25 protein-coding genes and 1 pseudogene are annotated in these 24,252 nt (G+C 66.6%); 19 read left to right on the forward strand and 7 right to left on the reverse strand.

All coding sequences use genetic code 11. The features are described from left to right. Positions 1-16 precede the first annotated feature (16 nt). From glyQ to GV368_RS08900, 7 genes are all read left to right on the forward strand, one after another. Entirely contained in the window at positions 17-934 is a 918-nt protein-coding gene (glyQ, locus tag GV368_RS08870) for a glycine--tRNA ligase subunit alpha (RefSeq protein WP_169116275.1), read from the forward strand. Positions 935-937: 3 nt separating this feature from the next. Further along, entirely contained in the window at positions 938-3,052 is a 2,115-nt protein-coding gene (gene glyS, locus GV368_RS08875; RefSeq protein WP_169116276.1) for a glycine--tRNA ligase subunit beta, read from the forward strand. 10 nt (positions 3,053-3,062) lie between these two features. Next, positions 3,063-3,602 carry a D-glycero-beta-D-manno-heptose 1,7-bisphosphate 7-phosphatase gene (gmhB, locus tag GV368_RS08880; RefSeq protein ID WP_169116277.1) on the forward strand — a complete coding sequence of 180 codons (540 nt, stop codon included), beginning with the start codon at positions 3,063-3,065 and terminating at the stop codon, positions 3,600-3,602. Then, positions 3,599-4,372, forward strand: coding sequence for a lysophospholipid acyltransferase family protein (locus GV368_RS08885; RefSeq protein ID WP_169116278.1), 774 nt, complete (start codon positions 3,599-3,601; stop codon positions 4,370-4,372). Before gmhB (GV368_RS08880) ends, GV368_RS08885 begins: the two co-directional genes overlap by 4 nt. Then, entirely contained in the window at positions 4,369-5,067 is a 699-nt protein-coding gene (locus GV368_RS08890; RefSeq protein WP_206673367.1) for a TetR/AcrR family transcriptional regulator, read from the forward strand. The genes GV368_RS08885 and GV368_RS08890 overlap by 4 nt, the downstream gene beginning before the upstream one ends. A gap of 77 nt (positions 5,068-5,144) precedes the next feature. Beyond that, the gene (locus GV368_RS08895) at positions 5,145-5,942 is read left to right on the forward strand and encodes an enoyl-CoA hydratase (protein WP_169116279.1); all 798 of its coding nucleotides are present in this window, start codon (positions 5,145-5,147) and stop codon (positions 5,940-5,942) included. Next, on the forward strand, positions 5,936-6,745 hold the full coding sequence (locus tag GV368_RS08900) for a TatD family hydrolase (protein WP_169116280.1): 810 nt from the start codon (positions 5,936-5,938) through the stop codon (positions 6,743-6,745). Before GV368_RS08895 ends, GV368_RS08900 begins: the two co-directional genes overlap by 7 nt. 55 nt (positions 6,746-6,800) lie before the next feature. Here GV368_RS08900 and GV368_RS08905 read toward each other — a convergent pair whose 3' ends face one another. After that, positions 6,801-7,451: a TetR/AcrR family transcriptional regulator gene (locus GV368_RS08905; RefSeq protein ID WP_206673368.1), complete on the reverse strand. Its 651-nt coding sequence runs from the start codon at positions 7,449-7,451 to the stop codon at positions 6,801-6,803. 92 nt (positions 7,452-7,543) lie between these two features. On the opposite strand from GV368_RS08905, the gene GV368_RS08910 reads away from it, so the two are divergent. From GV368_RS08910 to GV368_RS08930, 5 genes are all read left to right on the forward strand, one after another. After that, positions 7,544-8,293 carry an electron transfer flavoprotein subunit beta/FixA family protein gene (locus tag GV368_RS08910; RefSeq protein WP_169116281.1) on the forward strand — a complete coding sequence of 250 codons (750 nt, stop codon included), beginning with the start codon at positions 7,544-7,546 and terminating at the stop codon, positions 8,291-8,293. Positions 8,294-8,310: 17 nt separating this feature from the next. After that, the gene (locus tag GV368_RS08915; RefSeq protein WP_169116282.1) at positions 8,311-9,240 is read left to right on the forward strand and encodes an electron transfer flavoprotein subunit alpha/FixB family protein; all 930 of its coding nucleotides are present in this window, start codon (positions 8,311-8,313) and stop codon (positions 9,238-9,240) included. Between the two features lie 13 nt (positions 9,241-9,253). Then, positions 9,254-9,919, forward strand: coding sequence for an energy-coupling factor ABC transporter permease (locus GV368_RS08920; protein ID WP_169116283.1), 666 nt, complete (start codon positions 9,254-9,256; stop codon positions 9,917-9,919). Between the two features lie 95 nt (positions 9,920-10,014). Continuing rightward, positions 10,015-11,811 (forward strand): acyl-CoA dehydrogenase, encoded by a 1,797-nt coding sequence (locus GV368_RS08925; RefSeq protein WP_169116284.1) that lies wholly within the window; start codon positions 10,015-10,017, stop codon positions 11,809-11,811. A gap of 23 nt (positions 11,812-11,834) precedes the next feature. Next, positions 11,835-13,496, forward strand: coding sequence for an AsmA-like C-terminal region-containing protein (locus tag GV368_RS08930; RefSeq protein ID WP_169116285.1), 1,662 nt, complete (start codon positions 11,835-11,837; stop codon positions 13,494-13,496). Positions 13,497-13,542: 46 nt separating this feature from the next. Here the strand turns inward: GV368_RS08930 and GV368_RS08935 are convergent, their stop codons facing one another. The 5 genes from GV368_RS08935 to ompR form a co-directional block, all read right to left on the reverse strand. Then, positions 13,543-14,328 (reverse strand): peptidylprolyl isomerase, encoded by a 786-nt coding sequence (locus tag GV368_RS08935; protein ID WP_142808576.1) that lies wholly within the window; start codon positions 14,326-14,328, stop codon positions 13,543-13,545. A gap of 114 nt (positions 14,329-14,442) precedes the next feature. Beyond that, positions 14,443-14,709, reverse strand: a complete 267-nt coding sequence (locus GV368_RS08940; protein WP_142808579.1) for a BolA family protein — start codon at positions 14,707-14,709, stop codon at positions 14,443-14,445. Further along, the gene (locus tag GV368_RS08945; RefSeq protein WP_142808581.1) at positions 14,702-15,304 is read right to left on the reverse strand and encodes a septation protein A; all 603 of its coding nucleotides are present in this window, start codon (positions 15,302-15,304) and stop codon (positions 14,702-14,704) included. The genes GV368_RS08940 and GV368_RS08945 overlap by 8 nt, the downstream gene beginning before the upstream one ends. Next, positions 15,301-16,692: an ATP-binding protein gene (locus tag GV368_RS08950; protein ID WP_169116286.1), complete on the reverse strand. Its 1,392-nt coding sequence runs from the start codon at positions 16,690-16,692 to the stop codon at positions 15,301-15,303. Before GV368_RS08950 ends, GV368_RS08945 begins: the two co-directional genes overlap by 4 nt. Further along, on the reverse strand, positions 16,689-17,432 hold the full coding sequence (gene ompR, locus GV368_RS08955; protein ID WP_142803585.1) for an osmolarity response regulator transcription factor OmpR: 744 nt from the start codon (positions 17,430-17,432) through the stop codon (positions 16,689-16,691). Before ompR ends, GV368_RS08950 begins: the two co-directional genes overlap by 4 nt. Positions 17,433-17,531: 99 nt before the next feature. On the opposite strand from ompR, the gene tsaB reads away from it, so the two are divergent. The 4 genes from tsaB to GV368_RS08975 all read left to right on the forward strand — a co-directional run bounded on the left by tsaB (position 17,532) and on the right by GV368_RS08975 (position 21,089). Further along, the gene (gene tsaB / locus GV368_RS08960) at positions 17,532-18,239 is read left to right on the forward strand and encodes a tRNA (adenosine(37)-N6)-threonylcarbamoyltransferase complex dimerization subunit type 1 TsaB (RefSeq protein ID WP_169116287.1); all 708 of its coding nucleotides are present in this window, start codon (positions 17,532-17,534) and stop codon (positions 18,237-18,239) included. Beyond that, positions 18,236-18,718 (forward strand): ribosomal protein S18-alanine N-acetyltransferase, encoded by a 483-nt coding sequence (rimI, locus tag GV368_RS08965; protein WP_206673369.1) that lies wholly within the window; start codon positions 18,236-18,238, stop codon positions 18,716-18,718. Before tsaB ends, rimI begins: the two co-directional genes overlap by 4 nt. Continuing rightward, positions 18,715-19,641: a uracil-DNA glycosylase gene (locus GV368_RS08970; RefSeq protein ID WP_142803583.1), complete on the forward strand. Its 927-nt coding sequence runs from the start codon at positions 18,715-18,717 to the stop codon at positions 19,639-19,641. The genes rimI and GV368_RS08970 overlap by 4 nt, the downstream gene beginning before the upstream one ends. 113 nt (positions 19,642-19,754) lie before the next feature. Continuing rightward, on the forward strand, positions 19,755-21,089 hold the full coding sequence (locus GV368_RS08975) for a ferredoxin reductase family protein (protein ID WP_169116288.1): 1,335 nt from the start codon (positions 19,755-19,757) through the stop codon (positions 21,087-21,089). A 54-nt stretch (positions 21,090-21,143) separates the two neighbouring features. On the opposite strand, the gene lplT is transcribed toward GV368_RS08975, so the two are convergent. Further along, a complete protein-coding gene (lplT, locus tag GV368_RS08980; protein ID WP_142803581.1) occupies positions 21,144-22,394 on the reverse strand; it encodes a lysophospholipid transporter LplT in 1,251 nt (416 codons plus the stop codon). A gap of 125 nt (positions 22,395-22,519) precedes the next feature. On the opposite strand from lplT, the gene GV368_RS08985 reads away from it, so the two are divergent. The 3 genes and pseudogenes from GV368_RS08985 to GV368_RS08995 all read left to right on the forward strand — a co-directional run. Then, positions 22,520-23,401, forward strand: coding sequence for an NAD(P)-dependent oxidoreductase (locus GV368_RS08985; RefSeq protein ID WP_169116289.1), 882 nt, complete (start codon positions 22,520-22,522; stop codon positions 23,399-23,401). An 8-nt stretch (positions 23,402-23,409) separates the two neighbouring features. Then, the gene (gmhB, locus tag GV368_RS08990) at positions 23,410-23,985 is read left to right on the forward strand and encodes a D-glycero-beta-D-manno-heptose 1,7-bisphosphate 7-phosphatase (protein ID WP_169116290.1); all 576 of its coding nucleotides are present in this window, start codon (positions 23,410-23,412) and stop codon (positions 23,983-23,985) included. Positions 23,986-24,007: 22 nt separating this feature from the next. After that, positions 24,008-24,252 (forward strand): annotated as a pseudogene (locus tag GV368_RS08995) (hypothetical protein); the annotation flags it as partial.

The raw sequence follows: 24,252 nt of genomic DNA on the forward strand, positions 1-24,252 counted from the left end.
AGCCTCCGGACGGACCATGAGCGAAGAAAAACCCACGTTTCAGGACATCATCCTGCGCCTGCAGCGCTACTGGGCCGAGCTGGGCTGCGTGCTGCTGCAGCCCTACGACCTCGAAGTGGGCGCGGGGACCTCACACACCGCCACTTTCCTGCGCGCCATCGGCCCCGAGCCGTGGAACGCCGCCTACGTGCAGCCCTCGCGCCGCCCCAAGGACGGCCGCTACGGCGAGAATCCCAACCGCTTGCAGCACTACTACCAGTTCCAGGTGGTGTTGAAACCCTCGCCAATCGACATCCAGGACCGCTACCTCGCCAGCCTCGTGGCGCTGGGGATCGACCCGCGCGAGCACGACGTGCGTTTCGTCGAGGACGACTGGGAGAACCCCACGCTCGGCGCCTGGGGTCTGGGCTGGGAGGTGTGGCTCGACGGCATGGAAGTGACGCAATTCACCTACTTCCAGCAGGTCGGCGGCTTGGACTGTCGGCCGGTGCTCGGCGAGATCACCTACGGGCTCGAGCGCCTGGCGATGTACCTGCAGGGGGTAGAGAACGTCTATGACCTGGTGTGGACGCGCACGGGCGACGGCCGGGTGGTCACCTACGGCGACGTCTTCCACCAGAACGAGGTGGAGCAATCGAAGTACAACTTCGAATATTCCAACGTGCCGCTGCTCTTCGAACTTTTCGGGCATTTCGAGCTTGAAGCCAAGCGCCTGATCGAGGCGGCGCTGGTATTGCCCGCCTACGAGATGGTGCTCAAGGCCGCGCACACCTTCAACCTGCTCGATGCACGCGGGGCGATCTCGGTGACCGAGCGTGCCGCCTACATCGGGCGCATCCGGGCGCTCGCCCGCGCGGTGGCCCAAGCCTATCTCGCCAGCCGCGAGGCGCTGGGCTTCCCCATGCTCGCCGCGACCGCCAAGAAAGGAGCCTGAGTCATGAGCGAACGGGAAACCCTGCTGGTCGAACTCGTCACCGAGGAGCTGCCGCCCAAGGCGCTGCCGCGGCTGGGCGAATCCTTCGGGCGCGGCGTGCTCGAGCGCTTGCAGGCGCGGGGTCTGGCCGATGCCGACGCACCCTGGCGCTGGTTCGCCAGCCCTCGGCGGCTGGCGGTGCAAGTGGGCGGCGTGCGCGAGCGCGCCCCCGATCGGGCCAAAGAAGAACGCCTGATGCCCGTGACGGTGGCGTACGATGCCGCCGGCAAGCCTACGCCCGCGCTGGAAAAGCGCCTCGCCGCCAAGGGGCTCACGCCGCAGACCGCCAAGCTCGAACGCCGGCTCGAGGGCAAGCAGGAAATGCTCTATCTGCACACGGTGGAGGCCGGCGCCCTGCTCGACGAGGCGCTCGCCCCCCTCGTCGCCGAGGCGATCCGCGCGCTGCCCATTCCCAAGCTCATGCGCTGGGGCGCGGGCGAGGCGCAATTCGTGCGGCCGGTGCATCGCCTGGTGATGCTGCACGGCGCGCGCGTGGTGCCGGGGCGGGTGCTCGACCTGGAGTCTGGCCGCGAAACATTGGGACACCGCTTCATGAGCCGCGGCGCGATCGAACTCGCCAATGCCGAGGCCTATGAGCCGACGCTGCTTGCCGAGGGCAAGGTCATCGCCGATTTTGCCGCGCGGCGCGCCGAGATCGAACGGCAGCTGCACGAAAAGGCCGCCGCCGAGGGAGGCGTTCTGGGCGAGCATGCGGCGCTGCTCGACGAAGTGACCGCTCTCGTCGAGCATCCCACTATCTACGTCGGGCGCTTCGAGGAGGAGTTTCTCTCGGTGCCGCCCGAGTGCCTCATTCTGACGATGCAGGCGAACCAGAAATATTTCCCCTTGTTCGATGCGCAGGGGCGGCTCACCAACCGCTTCCTCATCGTCTCGAACATGCGCCTGTCCGAGCCCAGGAGCCGCAACATCGTCGAAGGCAACCAGCGCGTGGTGCGTCCGCGCTTGGCCGATGCGCGCTTTTTCTACGAGCAGGACCGCAAGGAACGGTTGGAATCGCGCCTGCCCCGGCTGGACGCCATCGTCTATCACAACCGCATCGGTACGCTGGGCGAGCGGGTGCTGCGCTTGGAAGTGCTCTCCGGTTGGCTCGCCGAGCGGCTCGGTGCCGACGTGGCGCTCGCCCGGCGCGCGGCCAGGCTGGCGAAATGTGACCTCGTCACCCTGATGGTGGGCGAATTCCCCGAGCTCCAGGGCGTGATGGGGCGCTACTATGCGCTCGCCGATGGAGAGTCGGAAATCGTGGCCGAGGCGATCGAGGATCACTACAAGCCGCGTTTCGCCGGCGACGCGCTGCCGCGTCGTTTGGTGGGGAAGATCGTGGCACTCGCCGAGCGGCTCGACGCACTCGCCGGGCTCTTCGCCATCGGCGAGATTCCTACCGGCGAGAAAGACCCTTACGGCTTGCGCCGCGCGGCGCTGGGGGTGCTGCGCATCGCCATCGAGACGCCGCTGCCCCTCGATCTCGATGCGGCGATCGAGCGCGCGCTCGTCGAACAGCCCGCCGCGGTACGCGCTCAGGCCCCGGCCGATACCGCCGAGAAACTGCGCCGTTTCTTCGACGAGCGTCTGCGTCATTGGCTGCGCGAGGCAGGGCATGCGCTCGATGCGATCGACGCCGTGCTCGCGCTGCGCCCGGGCCGTATCGACACGGTGCCGGCGCGGCTCGAGGCAGTGGCCGCATTTCTCGAGGCGCCGGAGGCTGCCACGCTCGCCACGGCCAACAAGCGCATCGCCAATCTGCTCAAGAAAGCGGGCGAAGAGGGCGCGGCGCACGTGGACGTGGCGCTCTTTGCCGAGCCCGAGGAAAAGGCCCTCTTCGAAAAGATGCACGCCGTGGCGCCTTACGTCGCCTCACACCTGGAAAACGAGGCCTATGCCCAGGCGCTCACCACGCTCGCCGCGCTCGCCGCGCCGGTGGATGCCTTCTTCGATCGCGTGATGGTGCTGTGCGACGAACCGCTGCTGCGGGCGAATCGCCTGGCGCTTTTGCGCGAACTGCGGCAGTTGATGAACCAGGTGGCCGATCTGTCGGTGCTGGCGCGCGAGGCGGGCGCCTGAGGAGGCGGTCATGAAACTCATCGTGCTCGACCGCGACGGGGTGATCAACGAGCATTCGGATCAGTTCGTCAAGAGCCCGGAGGAATGGATTCCCATACCCGGTTCGCTCGAGGCGATCGCCCAGCTCACGCAATGGGGGTGGCGCGTGGTGATCGCCACCAACCAGTCGGCGATCGGGCGCGGCCTCATCGGCATGGATACCCTGAACGCGATCCACGAGACCATGCTGCGCCGGCTCGCCGAAGTCGGCGGGCGCATCCATGCCATCTTTTTCTGCCCGCATGCCGAGGTGGAAAACTGTGCTTGCCGCAAACCCAAACCGGGGATGCTGCTCGAGATCGGACAGCGCTTTGGCGTGGATCTGTCGCAAGTGCCGGTGGTGGGCGATGGCATTCGCGATATGCAAGCGGCGGTCGCCGCCGGTTGCCGCCCGTGGCTGGTGCTCACCGGCAAGGGGCGCAAAACCTTGGCGAGCGGCTTGCTGCCGGAGAACGTGACCATCGCCGAGGATCTGGCCGAAGTCGCCCGCCGGCTGACGGAGTCGCCATGAGCCCACGCCGTGCTTCGCTCTCGGCCTGGATCCGGTCGATCCTCTTCGTCGTACTCATGACGCTGGTGACGGTGCCCTATTCGCTGGTGACGATCGCCGTGCGTCCCTTGCCGCCGCTGCCACGCCATCGCATCGTCAGTTTCTGGGCGAAGATCACCGCTTTCCTCATCTGGCACGTGCTCGGCATCCGCTGGCGGGTGGAAGGGCGGGAGCACATCCCGGCGCGACCCTGTGTCTTCCTCGCCAAGCATCAGTCGGCCTGGGAGACGCTGGTGCTGGAGGCCATCCTGCCGCGGCTCGTCTTCGTGCTGAAAAAGGAGCTGCTGCGCATCCCCTTCATCGGCTGGGGGTTGGCCAGCTGCTCGATGATCGCCATCGACCGCAACGACCGGCGTGGCGCGCTGCAGCAGGTGATCGAGCAGGGCAAGGAGCGGCTCACGCAAGGCTTTTCGGTGCTCATCTTCCCCGAAGGCACCCGGGTGGCGCCGGGACACACGCGGCGTTATCTCGCTGGCGGGGCGGCGCTCGCCGTGGCAGCGGGCGCCCCGGTGGTGCCGATCGCCCACAACGCCGGCGAATTCTGGCCCAAGGGAGCTTTCGTCAAGATTCCGGGCGAAGTGCTGGTGTCGATCGGCCCGCCGATCGATCCTCGGGGAAAGAGCGTCGACGAGGTCAATCGCCTGGTGGCGGAGTGGATCGAATCCGAGATGCGGCGCCGTTTCCCTTGGCATTATGGCGACGGCGACGTGACGGCGGGGGTGCGAGCGTGAGCGAGAAAAAGGAAAGGAAACCCCCGCGTCCGGTCTGCGGTGCCGAGACGCGGGAGAAAATCCTCGATGCGGCCGAGGCGCTCTTTGCCGAGCACGGCTTCGAAGGCGCTTCCATGCGCATGATCACTGCCCGCGCCGGGGTCAACCTCGCGGCGGTCAATTATCACTTCGGATCCAAAGAGAACCTGCTGCGCGAGATCTTCCGCCGGCGTCTGGCCGAGATCACGGAGGAGCGACGACGCCGCCTGGCGCAGCTTCAGCGCGACGCCGAGGCGCTGGGAAAGGCGGTGCGACCCAGTCGCATCGTCGAAGCCTTCTTCGCCCCATTGCTGGAACTGGCCCGCACGGAAGGAGGGCGGCGCTTTCTCCAGCTCCTGGGCCGGACGATGACCGATCCGAGCGCCTTCGTGCGGCACGTGCTCGCCAAGGAGTACGGCGACGTCACCGACGAATACCTCGAGGCGCTCTACCGCTCCTTGCCGGGTGTGCCGCATGCCGAGATCTTCTGGCGTTTCCACTTCATGCTGGGTGCCGTTTCTTACGCGATCGCCGGCGCCGAGGGCTTGCAAGCGCTGGCCGGCGAATCCTTCGACGATCACGATCCGGCCAAGCTCGAGGCGCGCCTCATGAGTTTCCTTTTGGGCGGATTGCGCGCGCCGCTGCCGGATTTCGCGGCGCAATCGCACGTCGGCTGAGCTTGGCGTATCATGATCCGGTGCGCGAATCCTTCGCGGGATCGCGCCGTGATCCACTTCCCGGAGGAGACCAGAACATGGACCAATCCCAGACGACCGCCGCCGAACCCCTGGTGCACTCGCGGCTCGAAGACGGCGTGCTCACCCTCACCCTGAATCGGCCGCAGCAGTACAACGCGCTCTCCTGGGCCATGCTCGAAGCTTTGCGCGAGGCGCTGCGCTCGGCGCAGGACCCGGACGTGCGCGTGGTCGTGCTCGCCGGTGCCGGCAAAGCCTTTTGTGCCGGGCACGATCTCAAGGAGATGCGGGCCAATCGTACGCTGGATTTTCAGCGCCGGCTCTTCGCCCTATGTTCCGAGGTGATGCTCTCCCTCATTCGGCTGCCGGTGCCGGTAATCGCGCGCGTGCATGGCATCGCCACCGCCGCCGGTTGCCAGCTCGTGGGCATGTGTGACCTCGCCGTGGCGAGCAGCGAGGCGCGCTTTGCCGTCTCCGGCATCAACGTGGGGCTTTTCTGCTCGACGCCTTCCGTGGCCCTGTCGCGCAACATGGGGCGCAAGGAAGCGTTCGAGATGCTGGTCACGGGAGAATTCATCGACGCCGAAGAAGCTCATCGTCGTGGCCTCGTCAATCGCGTCGTCGCCCCGGAGGTGCTCGACGAGGAAGTAGAGCGACTCACCGCCTCGATCAAGGCGAAATCCCCCGTGGCGGTACGCATGGGCAAAGAGCTTTTCTACCGTCAGCTGGAGATGGGGATCGAAGCGGCCTACCAGCTCGCCGGCGAGGTGATGGCCTGCAACATGATGGCCGAAGATGCCGCCGAAGGAATCGACGCCTTCATCGAAAAACGCCCGCCGCAGTGGCGCGGATGCTGATCGACACCCACCTGCACTGGGACGCCGAAGAATACGACGCCGATCGCGGCGCCTTGCTCGCCGAGGCGCGCGCTTGCGGCGTCGGCCTCTTCGTCGTACCGGGCGTGGAGCCGGCGCGCTTTGCCCGGCAGGCGGAGAAATGCCGGGACGTTCCCGAAGCGCGGCTCGCCTGGGGCGTGCATCCGCTCTATGTCGCGCAGGCGCAGCGCCACGCCGAGGCGCTCGCCGGTGCCCCCTTGGATGCGCCCGCTGCGCGCGCCGCCGTGATGGCACAGCTGGAATCCTGGATCGAGTCGCACCCCTGCGTGGCGATCGGGGAAATCGGGCTCGATCGTTTCGTCGCCGCCCCTGCGCTCGAAGTGCAGCGGCCCTGGTTCGAAGCCCAGCTGCGCCTGGCACAGCAACTCGGACTGCCGGTGGTCCTGCACGTGCGCCGCGCCGTCGAGGACGTGCTCCAGAGTCTGGCGAAGCACCGCGTGGTCGGCGGGATCCTGCATGCCTTCAACGGCTCCTTCGCCCAGGCGGAACGGGCGTTGCGGCTGGGGTTTGCCCTGGGATTCGGCGGCGCGATGAGCTACGAAGGGTCGCGCCAGGTACGCCGGCTCGCGGCCGAGCTGCCCTGGGAATCGATCGTGCTCGAGACCGACGGGCCGGACATCCCCCCCGCCTGGGCCCGGGATCGGCGCACCGTGCCGGCCGATCTGGCGCGCTACGCCGAGATCCTCGCCGAACTGCGCGGTTGTACCATTGCCGAGGTGATCGAGCGCACGGGCGAGAACGCGCGCCGCGTGCTCCGGCTGTGACTTACTTCGGGCACCAGGACCTGCTGCGGTGCGCAAGTGCAAGGTGCGGCATTCTTCATTCGGCATGCAAGCGCTCGCCGCTTTCCAAGGGGTCGTTGGCGGCGGGGCCCGTGATCCAGCCGGCGATGCGCGTTTTCAGGCGCTCGATTTCCTGCGGCATTCGCTCGACGTGCATGAGCGAGAAACCGAAGACGTAAGCGTAGAGGAGCGTGGCCCGCGCCGTGGCCTCTTCTTCCGTGAGCCCCAGGGCGAGAAACAGATCGCGGGCGCAGGCGAGCCGGATCGCATCGACTTCGGCCACCACTTCGGCCACTTCCGGGTCGCGCTGCGCCCATTCGCGGATGGCGAGTTCGATGAGGATGCCCTTGCGGTTGCGGCTCGCGCTATAGACGTCGATCACGTGGCGCAACTGCTCGGCCTCATGGCCAGGGAGGGCGCGGGTCTGCTTGTGGATGTCGCGGATACGCCCCTCGCGCCAGTGTTCGAGCAGCGCTTGCTGCAGCGAGCGCCGGTCGCGAAAATGCCAGTAGAAACTGCCCTTGGTGACGCGCAGGCGGCGAGCCAGCGTTTCGATGCGCAGCCCGGCGATCCCTTCGGTGGCGATGAGCTCGATCGCCGCCTCGATCCAGGCAGATCGATCGAGCGGAGCGCGCTCGGCAGGAGAGGGGTTTGGGTCGTTCACCGTTGCCATCTTGACGAAATCCATTCCATACGATACCGTATGGAACACGATCCCGCAAGGGGTGGCCCGGCTCGGCCGGGCGAGGTCGAGATGGCATACTCAACTCGGGGAGAAAAATGAAGATCCTGGTACCGGTCAAACGCGTGGTGGATTACAACGTCAAGATCCGCGTCAAGCCCGACGGCAGCGGCGTGGATACCGCCAACGTCAAAATGTCCATGAACCCCTTTGACGAGATCGCCGTGGAAGAGGCGATCCGGCTCAAAGAGGCGGGCATGGCGAGTGAAGTCATCGTGGTCAGCTGTGGTGTGGCCCAGTGTCAGGAAACCCTGCGCGCGGCCATGGCCATGGGGGCCGATCGCGGCATCCTGGTGCAGACCGACGTGGAACTGCAGCCGCTGGCGGTGGCCAAACTCCTCAAAGCCGTGGTGGAGAAAGAGCAACCGGGTCTGGTGATCGCCGGCAAACAGGCGATCGACGACGACGCGAACCAAACCGGTCAGATGTTGGCGGCGCTGCTCGGCTGGCCGCAAGCCACCTTCGCGTCCAAGGTGGTGATCTCGGAAGGCAAGGCCGTGGTCACGCGCGAAGTCGATGGGGGCCTCGAGACGCTCGAACTGCCGCTACCCGCGGTCATTACGACCGATTTGCGCCTGAATGAACCGCGTTTTGCGACGTTGCCCAACATCATGAAGGCGAAGAAAAAGCCCATCGACACGCTCACGCCCGAAGCGCTCGGCGTAGACGTCACGCCGCGGCTTGTCACGCTCAAGGTCGAAGAGCCGCCCAAGCGCAAGGCAGGCGTGATGGTCAGCAGCGTCGATGAGCTTATCGAGAAACTGCGCAACGAAGCCAAAGTGATCTGAGCGGGGAGCCCAATACCATGAAAATTCTCGTCATCGCGGAACACGACAACCAGAAACTCGCCCCGGCCACGGCGCACGCTTTGGGCGCAGCCAAAGCGCTGGGTGCAGCAGCCGACGTGCTAGTGGCCGGCCATGGCTGCCGGGCGGTCGCCGAGCAGGCGGCCAAGCTCGAAGGCGTGGCCCGGGTGCTGCTGGCCGATTCGCCGGCGCTCGCCGATCTCACCGCCGAGGCGCTCGCCGCCCAGGCGCTCCAAATCGCCAAGGAATACACCCACATCCTTGTGCCGGCCACGGCCTTCGGCAAGAACGTGGCTCCGCGCATCGCCGCTTTGCTGGACGTGGCGCAGATCTCCGACATCGTGAAAGTGATCGACGCCGACACCTTCGTGCGCCCGATCTACGCGGGTAATGCGCTCGCCACCGTGCGCTCGGGCGATCCCGTCAAGGTGATCACCGTGCGCGGTACGGCGTTCGACGCCGTAGCGGACGGCGGAAACGCCCCCATCGAGACGATCGAGACGATCGCCGAGTCGGGGCCCACCAAGGTGGTTGGCCGGGAGGTGACCAAGTCGGCCCGCCCCGAGCTGACGAACGCCCGGGTGATCGTCTCCGGCGGGCGCGGCCTGGGGAGCGCGGAGAAGTTTCACGAGGTGCTCGAACCGCTCGCCGACAAGCTCGGCGCGGCCATCGGCGCTTCGCGCGCCGCCGTCGACGCGGGCTACGCGCCCAACGACTATCAGGTGGGGCAAACCGGCAAGATCGTCGCACCCGAGCTCTACATCGCCATCGGCATCTCGGGGGCCATCCAGCACCTTGCCGGCATGAAGGATTCCAAGGTGATCGTGGCGATCAACAAGGATCCCGAAGCGCCGATTTTCCAGGTGGCCGATTACGGCCTGGTGGCCGATCTCTTCCAGGCGGTGCCGGAGCTGACGCAGAAATTGTGAGCCGCGCGGTGCGATGAACCTGCCTTCGGCGCTCTTCTCCGCGGAATGGATCGCCGGTTCTTGGTTGCTGTTCGCCGCCTGGGTCTGGCGCAGCTGGCGCCGTACGCCCTGGCAGGCGCTCAAGGACGACCGGCGTTTCCATCTCGTTGCGGGATGGGCGCTGGGTCTGGCCTTGCTGTGGAGCATCCGTGCCGGCATCGAAGCCGGGCTCACCTTCCACGTGTTGGGGGCGATGGCGGCCACGCTCTCGCTGGGGGCGCCGCTCGCCACCCTGGCACTGGGCTTGGCGCTTGTCGTGGTCTGTGCGAACGGCGCGTTCGATGCGCCGGCGTTCGCGCTCAATTTCCTCGTGACCGCGCTCTGTCCGGTGGTCTTCGCCGATGCTTGGCGTCGCTTCATCGCACGCTCCTTGCCAGCGCACTTTTTCGTGTTCATTTTCGTGGTGGCCTTCTTCGGTTCGGGATTGACGCTGCTCGTCGAAGGGGCGCTCGCCATCCTGGTGCTTTGGGGGGCTGGAGCCTATACCCTGGAGCATCTGCTGCAAGATTGGGCACCCTATTTCGTGCTCATGGGCTTTGCCGAATCGTGGCTCAGTGGGGTGGTGATCACGATGTTCGTGGTCTATCGCCCTGACTGGGTGGCGGCTTTTGACGATGCCCGATACCTGAAAAACAAATGAAAAAACGAAGCCGGCATGCGACCGGGTGGAAAGGGAACAGGTACCGGAGCCCAGGCTCCGGGATTCGAACGACGCAAACCCTGTAGGAGTAATCCATGAGTGAATATCGTGCCCCGCTGAAAGACATGCGTTTCGTGCTCGAAGAGCTGATCGGCCTCGAGCGGATCGCCCGCCTGCCGCAGTGCGAGGAGGCCAGCCCCGACGTGGTGGCGGCCATCCTCGAAGAGGGCGGCAAGTTTGCCGAGGAAGTGCTCGCTCCCCTGAATCGGGTCGGTGACGTGCACGGGGCCGTGTGGCAGGAGGGTGAAGTGAAGACGGCGCCCGGCTGGAAAGAGGCTTATACCGCCTTCCGCCAGGGCGGCTGGACGGCGCTCGCCTGCTCGCCCGAGTTCGGCGGGCAAGGGCTCCCCAAGGTGGTGGCCACCGCCGTGATGGAACTGTGGAAAAGCTCGAACCTCGCCTTCTCGCTGTGCCCCATGCTCACCCAGGGGGCGATCGAAGCCCTCATGCTGTGCGGCTCGCCCGAGCAGAAGAAAATGTACCTGCCCAAGATGGTAAGCGGCGAGTGGACCGGCACGATGAACCTCACCGAGCCGCAGGCCGGCTCCGACCTCTCGGCAGTACGTACCCGTGCCGAGCCGGTGGGCGACGGCACCTACAAGCTCTACGGCCAGAAGATTTTCATCACCTATGGGGAACACGATCTGGCCGAGAACATCGTGCACCTCGTACTCGCACGCCTGCCCGGCGCGCCCGAGGGGGTCAAGGGCATCTCGCTCTTCGTCGTGCCGAAATTCCTCGTCAACGCCGACGGCAGTCTGGGGGCGCGCAACGACGTGCGCTGTGTTTCCATCGAACACAAGCTCGGCATCCACGCCAGCCCCACCTGCGTGCTCTCCTTCGGGGACCACGGCGGCGCGGTCGGCACCCTGGTGGGCGAGCCCAACCGCGGCCTCGAATACATGTTCATCATGATGAACGAGGCACGCTTCGCCGTCGGTCTCGAAGGTCTGGCGCTGTCCGAGCGCGCCTACCAGAAGGCGCTCTCCTATGCCAAGGAGCGCATCCAGGGGTTCGACGTGGGTGTCAAGAGCGGACCTCGCGTGCCCATCATCCGCCATCCCGACGTGCGACGCATGCTGATGCTGATGAAATCGCAGACCGAGGCCATGCGTGCGCTCGCCTATACGGTGGGGGCGGCGTTCGACTTGGCCCATCACCATCCGGACGAGTCGGTGCGTCAGCGCAGCCGCGGCTTCGTCGAACTGATGACGCCGGTGGTCAAAGGCTGGTGCACCGAGAACTCGGTGACCATCGCCTCGCTCGGCGTCCAGGTGCATGGCGGCATGGGCTTCATCGAGGAGACGGGCGCAGCGCAGCACTACCGCGACGCGCGAATCACCCCCATCTACGAAGGGACCACCGCGATCCAGTCCAACGACCTCATCGGCCGCAAGATCGCCCGCAACGGCGGCGTCATCGCCCGCGGGCTCATCGAAGAGATGCGGCTGGCGGCGGAGAAACTGCGTGCCCAGCCCGGCGAGGAATTCGGCGTGCTTGCGCGCCGGCTGGGCGCCGGCATCGACGCTCTGGAAAAAGGCGTGGCCTACATCCTCGAGACCTACGGGTCCAATCCAAAAGCGGCCCATGCCGTCTCGGTGCCGCTGCTCGAGCTCTTCGGCATCGTCTGTGGCGGCTGGCAGCTCGGTCTGTCGGCTCTGGTGGCGGCCAAGCGTCTGGCCGAAGGGGCGGAAGATTCGGCGTTCTACCGGGCCAAGATCGGCACGGCGCGTTTCTATGCCGACCATGTCCTGGCCCGCGCCCCGGCCCTGGGCGTGACGGTCAGCGAAGGCTCGGCCGGCGTGCTTGCGCTCGACGAGGAGATGTTCTGAACCTGGGTAAAGAGGGACGTCCCATGATGAAACGCCTGCTCCTTGGCGTACTCGCACTCGTTGCCATCGCCGTGGCTGCGCTGGTGGTGTTCGTAGCCACTTTCGATGCGGCGCGCTACCGCGACGAGATCGACCGCTGGGCGCAGGCCCACCTGGGGCGTTCCCTCGAGGTGCGAGGAGAGTTGCAGCTCGCGCTCTGGCCCCGGCTCGCGCTCGAAGCGCAGGCGGTGAGCCTGGGCAATCCGCCGGGGTTCATTTCTCCCGCCCTGGCCGAGATTGATCGGCTCGCGCTCGGGGTGGACCCTTGGGCCCTGCTCTCCCGCCGGCTCGAGGTGGATGCGCTCACGCTGGAAGGTGTGCGCCTGCACCTCGAGCGCCGCTCCGACGGGCGGGAGAACTGGCGGTTCGACCGTCCGACGTCCGTGGCCGCGCCGTCCGGAGCCGAGGCCGAACCCGCGCCTGCGGCCGAGCCGGCGGGGGCGCGGGCGGCTGCCCTGCCGCTTGCTTTGGGCCGCGTGGCGGTGCGCGAGGCGTACGTCCTGTGGTATGGGGCGGAGCGCGAGCAACCATTTCGCCTCGGGCCGCTCGCGCTCGAGGCCGGGCCGGTGGCGTCCGAGGCACCGGTGCCGCTGAAAGTGACCCTGGTGCTGTCCAAGCTCAGCCAGATGAGCCTGGAAGGCCGGCTGGAGCAGTGGCAGCACGCGCCGCGCTGGGTGGGGCGGCTGGAAGTGCCGGAGTTCGATCTTCGCGCTTGGCTCGAGGCGCAGGGCGTGGCGCTCGATCTGCCGTCGTCCCTTCTACGTCGGGTGAGCCTGTCTTCCGACATGCAGGCCGACGCCGCCGCGCTGCACCTGGACGCGCTCGAGCTCCGCGTGGACGAGGTCGCGCTGCAAGGGCGGCTCGGGGCAGATCTGCGAGGCGATCGCGTGGAGACGGCGCTCACCGGAACCGCCTACGGCGGGACCCTGCGTCTCGAGGCGAGCCTGAACGATCTCGCCGGGTCGTCTCACTGGCAGGGCGAAGGGGGGGTCAAGGGCGTCGACGTGGCGCGTCTGCTCACCGCCGTGCACGGCAAATCTTTGCTCACCGGCCAAGGAAGCGTCGACTTTGCCCTGCGCGGGCGGGGGCTGACGGCTGAGGAGGCGCTGCGCTCGGCCCAGGGCACGCTGCGCGCACAGGTGCGCGACGGGGCCGTGCTAGGGGTAGACGTCGAACGGCTGTTGCGCGATGCTTCGGCCGTGCTGCGCGGCGAGCGGCCGACCGGCGGCGGCAGGGACCGCACGCCGTTCGAAGAGCTCTCCGGCAGCGGGGTGCTGGCCGGCGGTGTGTTGCGCAACGACGACCTCTTCGGCCGCACGGCGCTCTTCACCGCCGAGGGTGCCGGCCGCGTGGATCTGATCCGCTCGCGGCTCGATTATCGCCTGCAGGTGCGATTGGCCGCCACGCCCGAGGTGCAGCGAGACGGACCGCTCGCCATCCTGCTCGGGTTGCCGATCCCGCTGGAAGTAACGGGGCCGCTCGCTTCGCCCTCCTACCGGGTGGTGACCGAGGAACTGGCCAAGGATTTTGCCAAGGAGGCGATCCGGCGACGGATCGCCCCGACGCAAGAGGAATCGCAGCAGGAAGAAGCGCCACCGGTCGTCCCCGCGGTGAAGGAGATCTTCCGCGGCTTGATCGGTCGCTGAAACGGGTACGAGCGGGGAATCCGCCCCGTGGGCGGACTTCTCGCGCTTACTCGACCTTGGCTTTGGCGACCAGTTCTTCGAGATGATTCTGAATCTTTTGCTGCTGCAGCTGCTGTTCGATCTGCGGGCGGATCTGTTCGAGCGGCGGCGGGCTTTGCGGACGCACGTCGTCGACGTGGATCACGTGGTAGCCGAACTGGGTCTTGACCGGGGTCTTGGAAGTCTCACCTTTTTGCATCTTGCCCAGCGCCGTGCCGAAGTCGGGCACGAACATGTCGGGCGTGACCCAGCCGAGGTCGCCCCCCCTGTCTTTACTACCCGGATCTTGCGACTGCTTGACCAGCTCGTCCCATGAGGCGCCTTTCCCGAGTTTGGCAATGATGTCCTTGGCTTCCTCTTCTTTTTCCACGAGGATGTGGCGCGTGTGGAATTCATCGCCCGAGTACATCGCCGTGATTTTCGCGTAGGCGTTCTTGATCTCTTCTTCGCTCACGGGATTCTTGGCCACGAAATCCTTGAGGTAGGCGCGAACGAGCACGCCCTGGCGGGCGAGCTCCATTTCGGCCTTCACTTCGGCTTTCTTGTCGAGCCCCGCCTTCTTCGCCTGCTCGGCGATGACGGCACGGCGGATGAGTTCCTCCTTGACTGCCTGACGCAGCTGCTCGTTGTCGGGCAGCCCCTGGGCGACCTGTTCCTTGATGATCACGTCCATGTAGATCTGGGGAATGGGCTGTCCATTGACCTTGGCGACGTGTTGGGCCATGGCGGGCAGGGCGACGAGTCCGAGCCCGAGGACGGCGGCCCGGACGGGAGTGCGGAGTTTGGCGTACATGGGTTTCCTTTCACGGATGAAGAATCGGCGCGCCGTGACGGGCACCGTAGCATGGAGTTTAACCGATGGCGGAAGAAAGGTGGATGCGTCCGTGTTGCAAAATGCAAGCACGTCTCACTCCCCTGGAGCGAGCGCGGTGATGGCCAGTGCATGCACGCCTCGCTGCATCAGATCGCCCGCGGCAGCGAACACCAGACGATGGCGCTGCACCCGGGACAGCCCCGCGAAGCGCGGCGAGACGATGCGCACGCGGTAATGTCCGCCGCCGGCCGCTCCGGCGTGGCCGGCGTGCGCGGCGCTATCGTCGTGGATCTCCAGCTCGAGCGGTTCGAGTGCCTGCAGGCGCCGGCGCAGCGCGACGACACGTTCGGGTTCAAGCATCGGATTTTTCCTCTTGCAGATGACGGGACAACCAAAGGGATTGGGCGAGCACGAAGAGCACGGTCGCTCCTAGGGTGCCGAAGAGCTTGAAATTCACCCAGGCCGCTTCGGAATAATTCCATGCGACGTAGAGATTGAGCGCCCCGAGCACGAGAAAGAATCCGCTCCACAAGTCGGAGAGGTGCGCCCAGACGGGGTCGGGAAGTCGCAGCTGCGCCTGCATGGCGCTGCGGATCAGATTGCGGCGCAACAGCCGGGCGCCGATGAGCGCGGCGGCGAAACTCCAGTACAGCGCCGTGGGCTTCCACTGGATGAAGGCGGGATCGTGCAGGAAGAGCGTCGCCCCGCCCAGGACCGTGACCAGAGCGAAACTCACCCACAGCATGCGATCGACGGGGCGCCCACGCAGGCGCAACGCCAGGATCTGGGCGACGGTCGCGAGCATCGTCGCGGCAGTGGCGATCAGAAGGGGCAGGGTCGAAGGGGGCGCTGCCAAGACGGTTCCCAAGGGAGCGACCGCTTCGGGAAAGAGTCCGGCGACTCGATAAGCGAGAAAGAAGACGAGAATGGGAAGGAGGTCGAAAAGCAGTTTCATGGGGCGTCCTGCGAGGAGGAAGGGTTGGGAAGCGGAGGGGGTGTGGGCGGCAGTTCGAGGGTCACGGCAAGCCCGCCGCCGTCGCGGTTGGCGAGCGTGAGGCGCCCGCCGAGCGCCTCGATGGTGCGCTTGACGATGGCTAGCCCCAAGCCCGAGCCCGTCACGCCGCTGCGCATGGCCGATTCGGTACGCGCAAAAGGGGCGAGCACCCGCTCGAGCTGGTCTTCGGGAATGCCTGGGCCGCGGTCGGCCACGGTAAGCATGGGGACGGCGGCATCCTCGTCGAGCAGGATCTCGATGGGGCGTTCGGTACCGGCATATTTCTTTGCGTTGTCGATGAGGTTGACCAGCACCCGGCGCAAGGCCGCGCGGTTGGCGCGTACGAACACGTGGGGCGCATCGCTTTTCCATTCGATGGGCGTGCCGCGCAAACGTTCCTTGGCCACGACTTCTTCGACGAGGGCATTGAGATCGAAGGTTTCGTCGGCGGCGAGCGCGTCGACCTTGGCGTAATCGAGAAACTGGCCGACGATGCGGTCGATGTCGTCGAGGTCGGCTTCCAGCGTTTGCGCTTCGTGCTCGTCGATGGGGAGCAGCGCCAGGGCGAGCCGCAGGCGCGTGAGGGGGGTGCGCACGTCGTGCGACACGCCGGCGAGGATGAGCGCCCGTTCGGTCTCGTTGAGCCGCAAGCGCTCGACCATGGTGTTGAAAGCCAGAACCAGCTTGGCGAGCTCGGCCGAGGCGGGCATGGGCAGGAGCGTCGGTTGCCCGCCGGCAGCCACCGTCTCGGCGGCGCGGCGCAGCACGCGCAGCGGGCCGCTGATCCAGCGGGCGATGACGAAGGCGCCCAAAAGTGCCAGTACGAGGATGACACCGGCGAGCATCATCCATTGCCAGGGGTCGGGGCGGGGGATCCGTTCGGGGGGGAAACGCAGCCAGTAGCCGCGCGGATCGTCCGGCGAGAGGCGGAAATACACCCACAGGCCGGGCTGATCGCGCCAGCTTTTGCCCACCTGGGTGGAGGGACCGAGCAGACGGCGCAGTTCCTCCTGCAGGGCGCGATCGGGGTCGTCGTCGGGCAGCGGCTCGACTTCGTCGCCGAAATCGGCCGGATAGACGGCGATGCCCTCGAGCGTGACCCAATCGATCATCAAGTCGCCCTGAAAGCGCTGCGGGGTGTGGCGCAGCGCCGAGCGCGTCAGGTTGATCACCGAGGCGATCAGCCGGGCATTGTCTCGGGCACGCTGTTCCGTCTCGATCTGCCAGGACAGCCACCACCAGCTGGCGGCGGCAGCCAGGAGCAGCGCGGTGATCGAGACGAAAAGCTGCCAGAAGAGGCTCACCCGGCACAGCAGTGCCCGTAGCCCTTGTTCACGCGACCCGCTCATGGCGAGGATTCAGGCTCCTCGGCAGGCGCATCGGGGACGAAGACGTAGCCCACGCCCCAGACGGTTTGGATGTAGCGCGGTTTGCCCGGATCGGGCTCGACGAGGCGGCGCAGGCGGCTGATTTGCACGTCGATGGCGCGATCGAAGGGACCATGCTCCCGGCCACGGGCGAGCTCCATGAGCTTGTCGCGGGTCATGGGCTGGTTGGGATGTTCGGCAAGCACGCGCAGTACGGCGAATTCACCGGTAGTGAGCGGGATTTCCTCGCCGTGGCGCGTCAGGCGGCGCGTGGTGAGGTCGAGTACGTTGTCGCCGAAAACTACCGTGCCGCCCTGCGGTGCCGGGGCGCCGAGCGGCTCGCGCGGGCGGCGGCGCATCACGGCGTGGATGCGCGCCACCAACTCACGCGGGTTGAAGGGCTTGGGCAAATAATCGTCCGCGCCCAGCTCCAGCCCGCGGATACGGTCTTCCTCGTCACCCTTGGCGGTGAGCATGATGACCCCGAGCGGCGCTTCACGTTGGCGCAGACGGCGCAACAGCGTGAGTCCATCTTCGCCCGGTAACATGAGATCGAGAATGACCATGTCGAAATGCTCGCGCTCCAACGCCCGCTCCATGGCCGCCCCGTCGGCCACGGCCTTGACGGGGAACCCCTGGGTGTGCAGGAAGCGCGTGAGCAGCTCACGCAGACGGGCGTCGTCATCGACGAGCAGGACGCGGCAGCGGCCGATTTCATTCATGGGTCCACTCCTCCCCGGCTGGAAAAAACGGCAACGGTGTTTGGCGGGATTGTCGCAGATCGCGCGCGAAAAAGCCCCACCCGGCGGTAAAATGCCCGCATGGATCTGCTCGCGATCGAAACTTCCGGCGAAATCGCCTCCGTGGCGCTACAGCGTGGCGATACCGTCTGGGAGCGCCGTCTGCAGGGCTACGCCCGACACGCCGAACACCTCTTGCCCGCGGTGCACGCCGTGCTCGCCGAAGCGGGGCTCACCGTGGAGCGGCTCTCCGCCATCGCGTTTGGCGCCGGCCCCGGGGCCTTCACCGGGCTGAGGCTCGCCTGCGCCACGGCGCAAGGGCTCGCCATGCCGTGGTCGCTGCCGCTCGTGCCCGTCGGTACGCTCGAAGCGCTGGCGGCGCAGGCGGGCGAGGCAACGGTGCTGGCGCTCGCCGATGCCCGCATGGGGCAATGCTATCACGCCTGGTTTCGTTGCTCGGGGGGGCGCCTCGAATCGCTCACCGAAGCAGGCGTGGAGGTACCGGAGGCGGTTCCCCTGCCTCCGGCGGATGGCCCATGGCATATCGTCGGCCAAGGGATGGAGGCGCTGTGGCCAAGGCTACCGGAGCCCATCCGCGCCGGTGCACTCGAGGTCGTGCTCGATGCCACGGTCCATGCCCGCGACCTGCTGCGGCTCGCGCGGCGTGCGTTCGCCGAGGGGCGGACGGTTCCGCCCTGGGAGGCCGCGCCCTACTATGTACGCGACAAGGTGGCGCTCACGGCCGAGGAGCAGGCCGCCTTGCGCCAGCGCAGGATGCCGGCGCCGTGAATTGGCTGCGCCTGCGTGCCATGCGCGAGGACGATCTGCCCTGGGTGACGGCGCTCGAGCGCACCGCGCAGGAAACCCCTTGGAGCGAAAAGAGCTTCCGCGAGGCGCTCACCGCCGGTTACGCCTGCTGGGTGGCGGAAGTGCTGTCCGGAGAGGATCTCGCGACCGCGGCGGTCGAACCGGTCGGTTTTCTCATCCTGCTGCTCGTCGCAGGTGAGGCCGAGATCTTGAACCTGGCGATCGACCCGGCCCATCGCGGCCGGGGACTGGGGCGGGAGATGCTGGAGGCCGCGCTCGAAGAGGCGCGCGAGCGCGGCGCCACCACGGTCTGGCTGGAAGTGCGCGTCTCCAACCAAGCGGCGATCGCCCTCTATCAGCGCAGCGGTTTTGCCATCGTCGCCCGGCGTCGCGGCTATTACGCCACGCGGGAAGGGGCAAGGGAAGACGCGCTGGTGATGCAGCGGGAACTCGTTCGATGAGCGTGCCGATCGACGAAAAAGAGCGCTTTGCCCGACTCGAGGAAATGGGCTTGACGCCGCTGTGGCGTCTGCGTACCCGCTTGCGAGCGGCCGGCGAGGCGGGTGAGGCCAAGGGTGCGCACCAAGAATCCTCTGCCGTCGCGGCCCCGACCGACCAGACCTTGGATACGTCGCCGCAGAAACCCGCCGCGGCCGCGGCGGCATCGTCCGTGCCGGCCGGGGAACGCGCTCCGGGGCAGCCGTCTCGCCCCTCCTCCAGCCCGGCCGGCAAACGTCCGGATCTTCGCCCGGTTCCTGCCACGCCCGCTGCGCCTGCCGTTGGCATTCCGGCACGGACCGTCGACCCGGAGCGCTCCGCTCGTATCGCCACGCTCGACTGGGAGGCGTTGGAAGCGGAGATCCGCGTCTGTACCGCCTGTCCGCTGCACCGTACGCGTACCCAGGCGGTGCCCGGCGTGGGCAACCGTCAGGCGCGCTGGATGTTCGTGGGCGAAGGGCCGGGGCGCGAGGAAGATCGACGCGGCGAGCCTTTCGTCGGTCCCGCGGGGAAATTGCTCGACGCCATGCTCTTCGCCCTGGGGCTGGATCGCACCCAGGTCTATATCGCCAACGCGGTGAAGTGCCGACCGCCGGACAATCGCACGCCCACGCCCGAGGAGATCGCGGTCTGTGCGCCGTTCCTCTTTCGCCAGATCGCCCTGGTGCGCCCGCGGGTGCTGGTGGCCTTGGGACGTCCGGCGGCGCTCGCCCTTCTCGGCGAAGAGATCAAGATCGCCCAGGCGCGGGGCCAAATCTTTCGCTACGGCGACATCCCCGTCGTGGTCACCTATCATCCCGCCTACCTCCTGCGCAACCCCGCCGACAAGGCCAAGGCCTGGGAGGATCTATGCCGTGCCCGGGCGCTCGTCGACGGGCAGGGGTAGCGCATCGAGCGTTTTCGTTACGCGACGTTCATTTCGGGTTAAGCCTTCGTCCTTCACGAGCGGTTATCCTATGGCAATGTCTATGGGATAAATTCTGCTTGTGGAGGTATGCAATGGATCGGATTCGCTACGGGTTGTGGATCCTGCTGCTCGGCTCTGCGTCGCTGTGGCTGGCGGCCGAGCCGAGATTCTACGAAGCGGGCACCTTCTTCGCCTGGCGCGAAGCGATGACGCAGTTGAGCGGCGTGCTCGCCTTCGGTTGCATGAGCGCGGCCATGGTGCTCGCCCTGCGCCTTCGCTGCGTCGAACGGCTCTTCGGTGGTCTGGACAAGACCTATCGCCTGCACAAGTGGGTGGGCATCGGCGCGCTCGTCTTCGCGCTCGTCCATTGGCTGTGGGCCAAGGGGCCGAAATGGGCGGTGCAGCTGGGTTGGATCGCCCGGCCGGCGCGCGGGCCGCGGCCGGAGCCGAGCAATGAGATCGAGGCCGCGTTTCGTGCCGTGCGTGGCCTGGCCGAGACGATGGGCGAGTGGGCCTTCTACGTCGCCGTGCCGCTCTTGCTGATCGCGCTGTTGCGCCGCGTGCCGTATCACGTCTTCGCCAAACTGCATCGGGTGATTCCCGTGCTGTTCCTCGTCTTCGCCTTCCACGCCCTCGTACTCGTGAAGTTCTCCTACTGGGCTACGCCCTTGGGCGGGCTGCTCGCCCTGGAGATCGTCGCTGGAGTCTTTGCCGCCGTCGTCTCGCTCGCCGGGCGCATTGGCGCCACGCGGCGCGTCTCGGGGCGGTTGGAAACGGTGGAGCCGCTACCGGGCGTGGGCGCGGTCACGCTCACCGTGGCGCCCCAGCACTGGCCGGGGCATGAGGCAGGGCAATTCGCTTTCCTCGGGCTCGATGCGCAGGAAAAGGCTCATCCGTTCACCATCGCCAGCGCCTGGGACGAGCGCTCGCCGCGACTGTCTTTCGTCGTCAAGGCGTTGGGGGACTACACCCGCAGCTTGCCGCAGCGGCTGCGGCCTGGGCAAGAGGTGCGTATCGAGGGGCCTTACGGCGGCTTTACCTTCGACGACGAGGCACTGCGCCAGATCTGGGTGAGCGGCGGCGTGGGCGTGACGCCGTTTCTCGCCGCTTTGCAGCAGAAAGCGCTGCGTGGTTCGCCCTCCTGCCCGGTCGATTACTTCCATTCGCTCTCGGCGCCGGATGAGGTCGTCGAGGCGCGGCTGCAAGCACTTGCCGCGGAGGCGGGGGTGCGGCTGCATCTCGTCTGGCCGCAGCGCGACGGGCGGCTGACGGGCGAGCGCATCCGCGCCGCCGTGCCGCAATGGCGCGAGGCGAGCCTGTGGTTTTGTGGCCCCGAGGGATTCGCCGAGGCGCTACGGCGCGACTTCACCGCCGTGGGATTCGACGCGCGCCGCCGATTCCATCGCGAATTCTTCGACTTCCGTTAGGACGACGCCGGGCGCCGCGAAAACCGTCGGGCAGGCGCGCGGGCCAATCGCCCTTCAGTGGCGGTCGATCATCTCCAGCAAATGGAGCGAGTCGATATGGCGCTGGTTGGCGCGGTGCCACGCCCAAACGGCGATCATGGTGCACGAGACGAGGAGCCCGAAGAGCGCGATCACCCAATGGATCGACACATCGAAATACAACAGCAGCGCGTAGAGTCCAATCATCACTAGGATGGCCAGATTCTCGTTGAAATTTTGCACCGCGATCGAATGCCCCGCGCCCATGAGGATGTGACCACGATGCTGCAGCATGGCATTCATCGGCACGACGAAAAAACCGGCCAGCGCGCCGATGACGATCATGAGTACCATGGCCAGGGTGAGCGAATACACGAATACCATGCCGATCGTCACGAATCCCATGAGGATGCCCAGCGGGACTACTCGCGGCGCTTCGCGCAGTGCCACCCATTTTGCGGCGGCCACTGAGCCGATCGCGATGCCTACGGCCACCACCCCCTGCAGCAGCGTGGCCTGCGATAGCGACATGCCCAGATTCACCTCGGCCCATTTGAGCACGATCAACTGCAGCGTCGCCCCCGCGCCCCAAAAGAGCGTGGTCACCGCCAGCGAGATCTGTCCCAGTTTGTCGCGCCACAGCAGAGAGAAATAATGTCCGAATTCGTGCAGGAGATACAAGGGGTTTTTCTTGAGTGGCACGTGCGCCACGCCGGTGTCGGGCACGTAGAAGTTGAATACCGCCGCCACCCCATAGAGCAGCACCACCACGAACAGGGATACCCATAGGCCATTGTGCAGCCAGGGGAACCAGGCGTCGAACCGGTCAACCACCCCCGGGGCGACCAGGATGCCCCCGAGCAGCGTTCCCGTGATGATCGCTCCGACGGTGAGCCCCTCGATCCAGCCGTTGGCCACCACCAGCAGGCGGTGTGGCAGGTACTCGGTGAGGATGCCGTATTTGGCCGGCGAATAGGCCGCCGCACCTATGCCGACGATGGCATAACCTAACAAGGGATGCGCGCCGAAGACGATGAGGAGACACCCGACGATCTTGATCGAATTGGTGATGAGCATCACGCGCCACTTCGGCATCGAGTCGGCGAAGGCGCCGACGAAGGCCGCGAGCAGCACGTAGGAAAGGGTGAAGAAAAATTTCAGGAGCGGTTCGTATTCGGGCGGCGCCTCGATATGGCGCAAGATACCCATCGCAACGATCAATAGGGCATTGTCGGCCAGCGCAGAGAAGAACTGCGCGGCCATGATGAAATAGAAACCGCCGGGCATCGATCTCGCTCCTGGGGCGACTGCGAAACGGGCGAAAAGAGTGCGTAGTGTAGCAAGATGTCGCGCCGTTTTTTGCTATCCTCACCAAAAGCAAGAGGGAGCATTTTTTCGCGGGAGAAGTTCTCATGGACGTCGGTTTCATCGGTCTCGGTCTGATGGGGCGCCCCATGGCGCTCAACCTCCTGCGCGCGGGGCACCGGGTGCACGTCTGGGCTCGCCGCAGGGAATCGATGGCGCCGCTTATCGAAGCCGGAGCCATCGCCGCAGATTCTCCGGCCGAACTCGCTCGCAGCGTGCGCATCACTTTTTCCATGGTGGCCGACGCCCCGGACGTGGAAGAAGTCACCCTGGGAGAGCGGGGCGTGGCCCTCGGCGCCCAGCCGGGGCACATCCACGTCGATTGCAGCACCATCGCGCCCGAAGCCGTGCGCCGCATCGCCGCGCGGCTGGCCGAACGCGGCGTTCTCATGCTCGATGCCCCCGTCTCCGGTGGTGAGATCGGCGCCATCGAGGGCACGCTCACGTTCATGGTCGGCGGCGACGAATCCGCCTTCGCCACCGTACGTCCGCTGCTCGAAGCCATGGGGCGCACCATCACCTGGATCGGCTCGAGCGGGGCCGGCCAAGTCGCCAAAGCCTGCAACCAGATCCTCACCGGCGTCACCGTGGTGGCCGTGGCCGAAGCCTTCAACCTCGCCCGCGCCGAAGGCGTCGACCCCAGCCGCGTGCGCACGGCGCTCTTGGGCGGCTCGGCCTACTCCCGCGTGCTGGAAAACCACGGCGCCCGCATGCTCGATCGCAACTTCCGCCCCGGTTTCAAGGCGTGGATGCACCAGAAAGACATGCGCATCGTACTCGACGAAGCCCACCGCAGCGGCGTTCCCGCGCCCCTGTCGGCGGTGGCCGCGCAATGGTTCAACGCCCTCGTCGGCGCCGGCCTGGGCGAGGAAGATTCGATCGCCGTGCTCAAACTCTTCGAGCAGATGAGAGGAGGGCAGGGGCGTTGAGACCGAGCATGAACGGCAAACCCGCCGTCTTCCTCGACCGCGATGGCGTCATCAACGAAGATCGCGGCTACGTCCATCGCTGGGAAGACTTCTCCTTCCTGCCCGGTGCGATCGATGCCCTGCGCCAGCTGCAGCAGAAAGGCTATCTCCTCGTCGTCATCACCAATCAATCGGCCGTCGCCCGCGGCCTGTGCACGGAAGCCGACGTCCTCGCCCTGCACGAACGGATGTGCGCTTTCTTGCGCGAACGGGGCATCGAGCTTGCCGGCATCTATCACTGCCCGCACCACCCTCAAGGCAGCGTGTCGGACTATGCCATCGCCTGCGCCTGCCGTAAGCCCGAACCCGGTATGATCCTGCGCGCTGCCCAAGCGCACGGCATCGACTTGTCCCGTTCGCTCCTGGTGGGCGACAAGATCAGCGACCTCGAAGCCGGCCGAGCCGCGGGCATTCCTTCCCTCTACCTCGTCGTGCCGCCGGGGCAGGACGAGGATCTCTCCTCCTTGCCGGGAGTGCAACGGGTCTCGGGGCTGAGCGAGGTGGTGGAGCGGATGTTCGGGTCGCAGGCAATGCCATCTTCATGAGGACTCGGCTACAATGATAGACATGAGGGCCCGACACGACGTCAAGTCCCAGAACCCCCCTTATCCAGCCGCCCCTATGGCGGTGATCGGCCTCGGCTACGTCGGCCTGCCGCTCGCCGTCGAATTCGGCAAGCGTCGCCCCGTGGTCGGGTTCGACCTCGAGCGCAGCCGCATCGAAGAACTGCGCCGCGGGCTCGACCGTACGCGCGAAGTCTCCGCCGAAGAACTCGCCGCCGCCCGTCACCTCCGCTTCACCGACGATCCGGC

It is taken from the genome of Tepidiphilus baoligensis, assembly GCF_012911495.1.
In the GTDB taxonomy this organism is placed as follows: domain Bacteria; phylum Pseudomonadota; class Gammaproteobacteria; order Burkholderiales; family Rhodocyclaceae; genus Tepidiphilus; species Tepidiphilus olei.

What these genes read in the sequence shown, in the direction of transcription:
- GV368_RS08945 (WP_142808581.1), bottom strand. Translation starts at nt 15,304, where the DNA reads ATGAAACTGCTTTTCGACCTCCTTCCCATTCTCGTCTTCTTTCTCGCT.
- GV368_RS08950 (WP_169116286.1), bottom strand. Translation starts at nt 16,692, where the DNA reads ATGAGCGGGTCGCGTGAACAAGGGCTACGGGCACTGCTGTGCCGGGTG.
- gmhB (WP_169116277.1), top strand. Translation starts at nt 3,063, where the DNA reads ATGAAACTCATCGTGCTCGACCGCGACGGGGTGATCAACGAGCATTCG.
- gmhB (WP_169116290.1), top strand. Translation starts at nt 23,410, where the DNA reads ATGAACGGCAAACCCGCCGTCTTCCTCGACCGCGATGGCGTCATCAAC.
- GV368_RS08905 (WP_206673368.1), bottom strand. Translation starts at nt 7,451, where the DNA reads ATGGATTTCGTCAAGATGGCAACGGTGAACGACCCAAACCCCTCTCCT.
- ompR (WP_142803585.1), bottom strand. Translation starts at nt 17,432, where the DNA reads ATGAATGAAATCGGCCGCTGCCGCGTCCTGCTCGTCGATGACGACGCC.
- GV368_RS08885 (WP_169116278.1), top strand. Translation starts at nt 3,599, where the DNA reads ATGAGCCCACGCCGTGCTTCGCTCTCGGCCTGGATCCGGTCGATCCTC.
- GV368_RS08975 (WP_169116288.1), top strand. Translation starts at nt 19,755, where the DNA reads ATGGATCGGATTCGCTACGGGTTGTGGATCCTGCTGCTCGGCTCTGCG.
- GV368_RS08930 (WP_169116285.1), top strand. Translation starts at nt 11,835, where the DNA reads ATGATGAAACGCCTGCTCCTTGGCGTACTCGCACTCGTTGCCATCGCC.
- glyS (WP_169116276.1), top strand. Translation starts at nt 938, where the DNA reads ATGAGCGAACGGGAAACCCTGCTGGTCGAACTCGTCACCGAGGAGCTG.
- GV368_RS08920 (WP_169116283.1), top strand. Translation starts at nt 9,254, where the DNA reads ATGAACCTGCCTTCGGCGCTCTTCTCCGCGGAATGGATCGCCGGTTCT.
- GV368_RS08915 (WP_169116282.1), top strand. Translation starts at nt 8,311, where the DNA reads ATGAAAATTCTCGTCATCGCGGAACACGACAACCAGAAACTCGCCCCG.
- GV368_RS08895 (WP_169116279.1), top strand. Translation starts at nt 5,145, where the DNA reads ATGGACCAATCCCAGACGACCGCCGCCGAACCCCTGGTGCACTCGCGG.
- GV368_RS08985 (WP_169116289.1), top strand. Translation starts at nt 22,520, where the DNA reads ATGGACGTCGGTTTCATCGGTCTCGGTCTGATGGGGCGCCCCATGGCG.
- GV368_RS08900 (WP_169116280.1), top strand. Translation starts at nt 5,936, where the DNA reads ATGCTGATCGACACCCACCTGCACTGGGACGCCGAAGAATACGACGCC.
- tsaB (WP_169116287.1), top strand. Translation starts at nt 17,532, where the DNA reads ATGGATCTGCTCGCGATCGAAACTTCCGGCGAAATCGCCTCCGTGGCG.
- GV368_RS08910 (WP_169116281.1), top strand. Translation starts at nt 7,544, where the DNA reads ATGAAGATCCTGGTACCGGTCAAACGCGTGGTGGATTACAACGTCAAG.
- lplT (WP_142803581.1), bottom strand. Translation starts at nt 22,394, where the DNA reads ATGCCCGGCGGTTTCTATTTCATCATGGCCGCGCAGTTCTTCTCTGCG.
- GV368_RS08970 (WP_142803583.1), top strand. Translation starts at nt 18,715, where the DNA reads ATGAGCGTGCCGATCGACGAAAAAGAGCGCTTTGCCCGACTCGAGGAA.
- GV368_RS08925 (WP_169116284.1), top strand. Translation starts at nt 10,015, where the DNA reads ATGAGTGAATATCGTGCCCCGCTGAAAGACATGCGTTTCGTGCTCGAA.
- GV368_RS08940 (WP_142808579.1), bottom strand. Translation starts at nt 14,709, where the DNA reads ATGCTTGAACCCGAACGTGTCGTCGCGCTGCGCCGGCGCCTGCAGGCA.
- glyQ (WP_169116275.1), top strand. Translation starts at nt 17, where the DNA reads ATGAGCGAAGAAAAACCCACGTTTCAGGACATCATCCTGCGCCTGCAG.
- GV368_RS08935 (WP_142808576.1), bottom strand. Translation starts at nt 14,328, where the DNA reads ATGTACGCCAAACTCCGCACTCCCGTCCGGGCCGCCGTCCTCGGGCTC.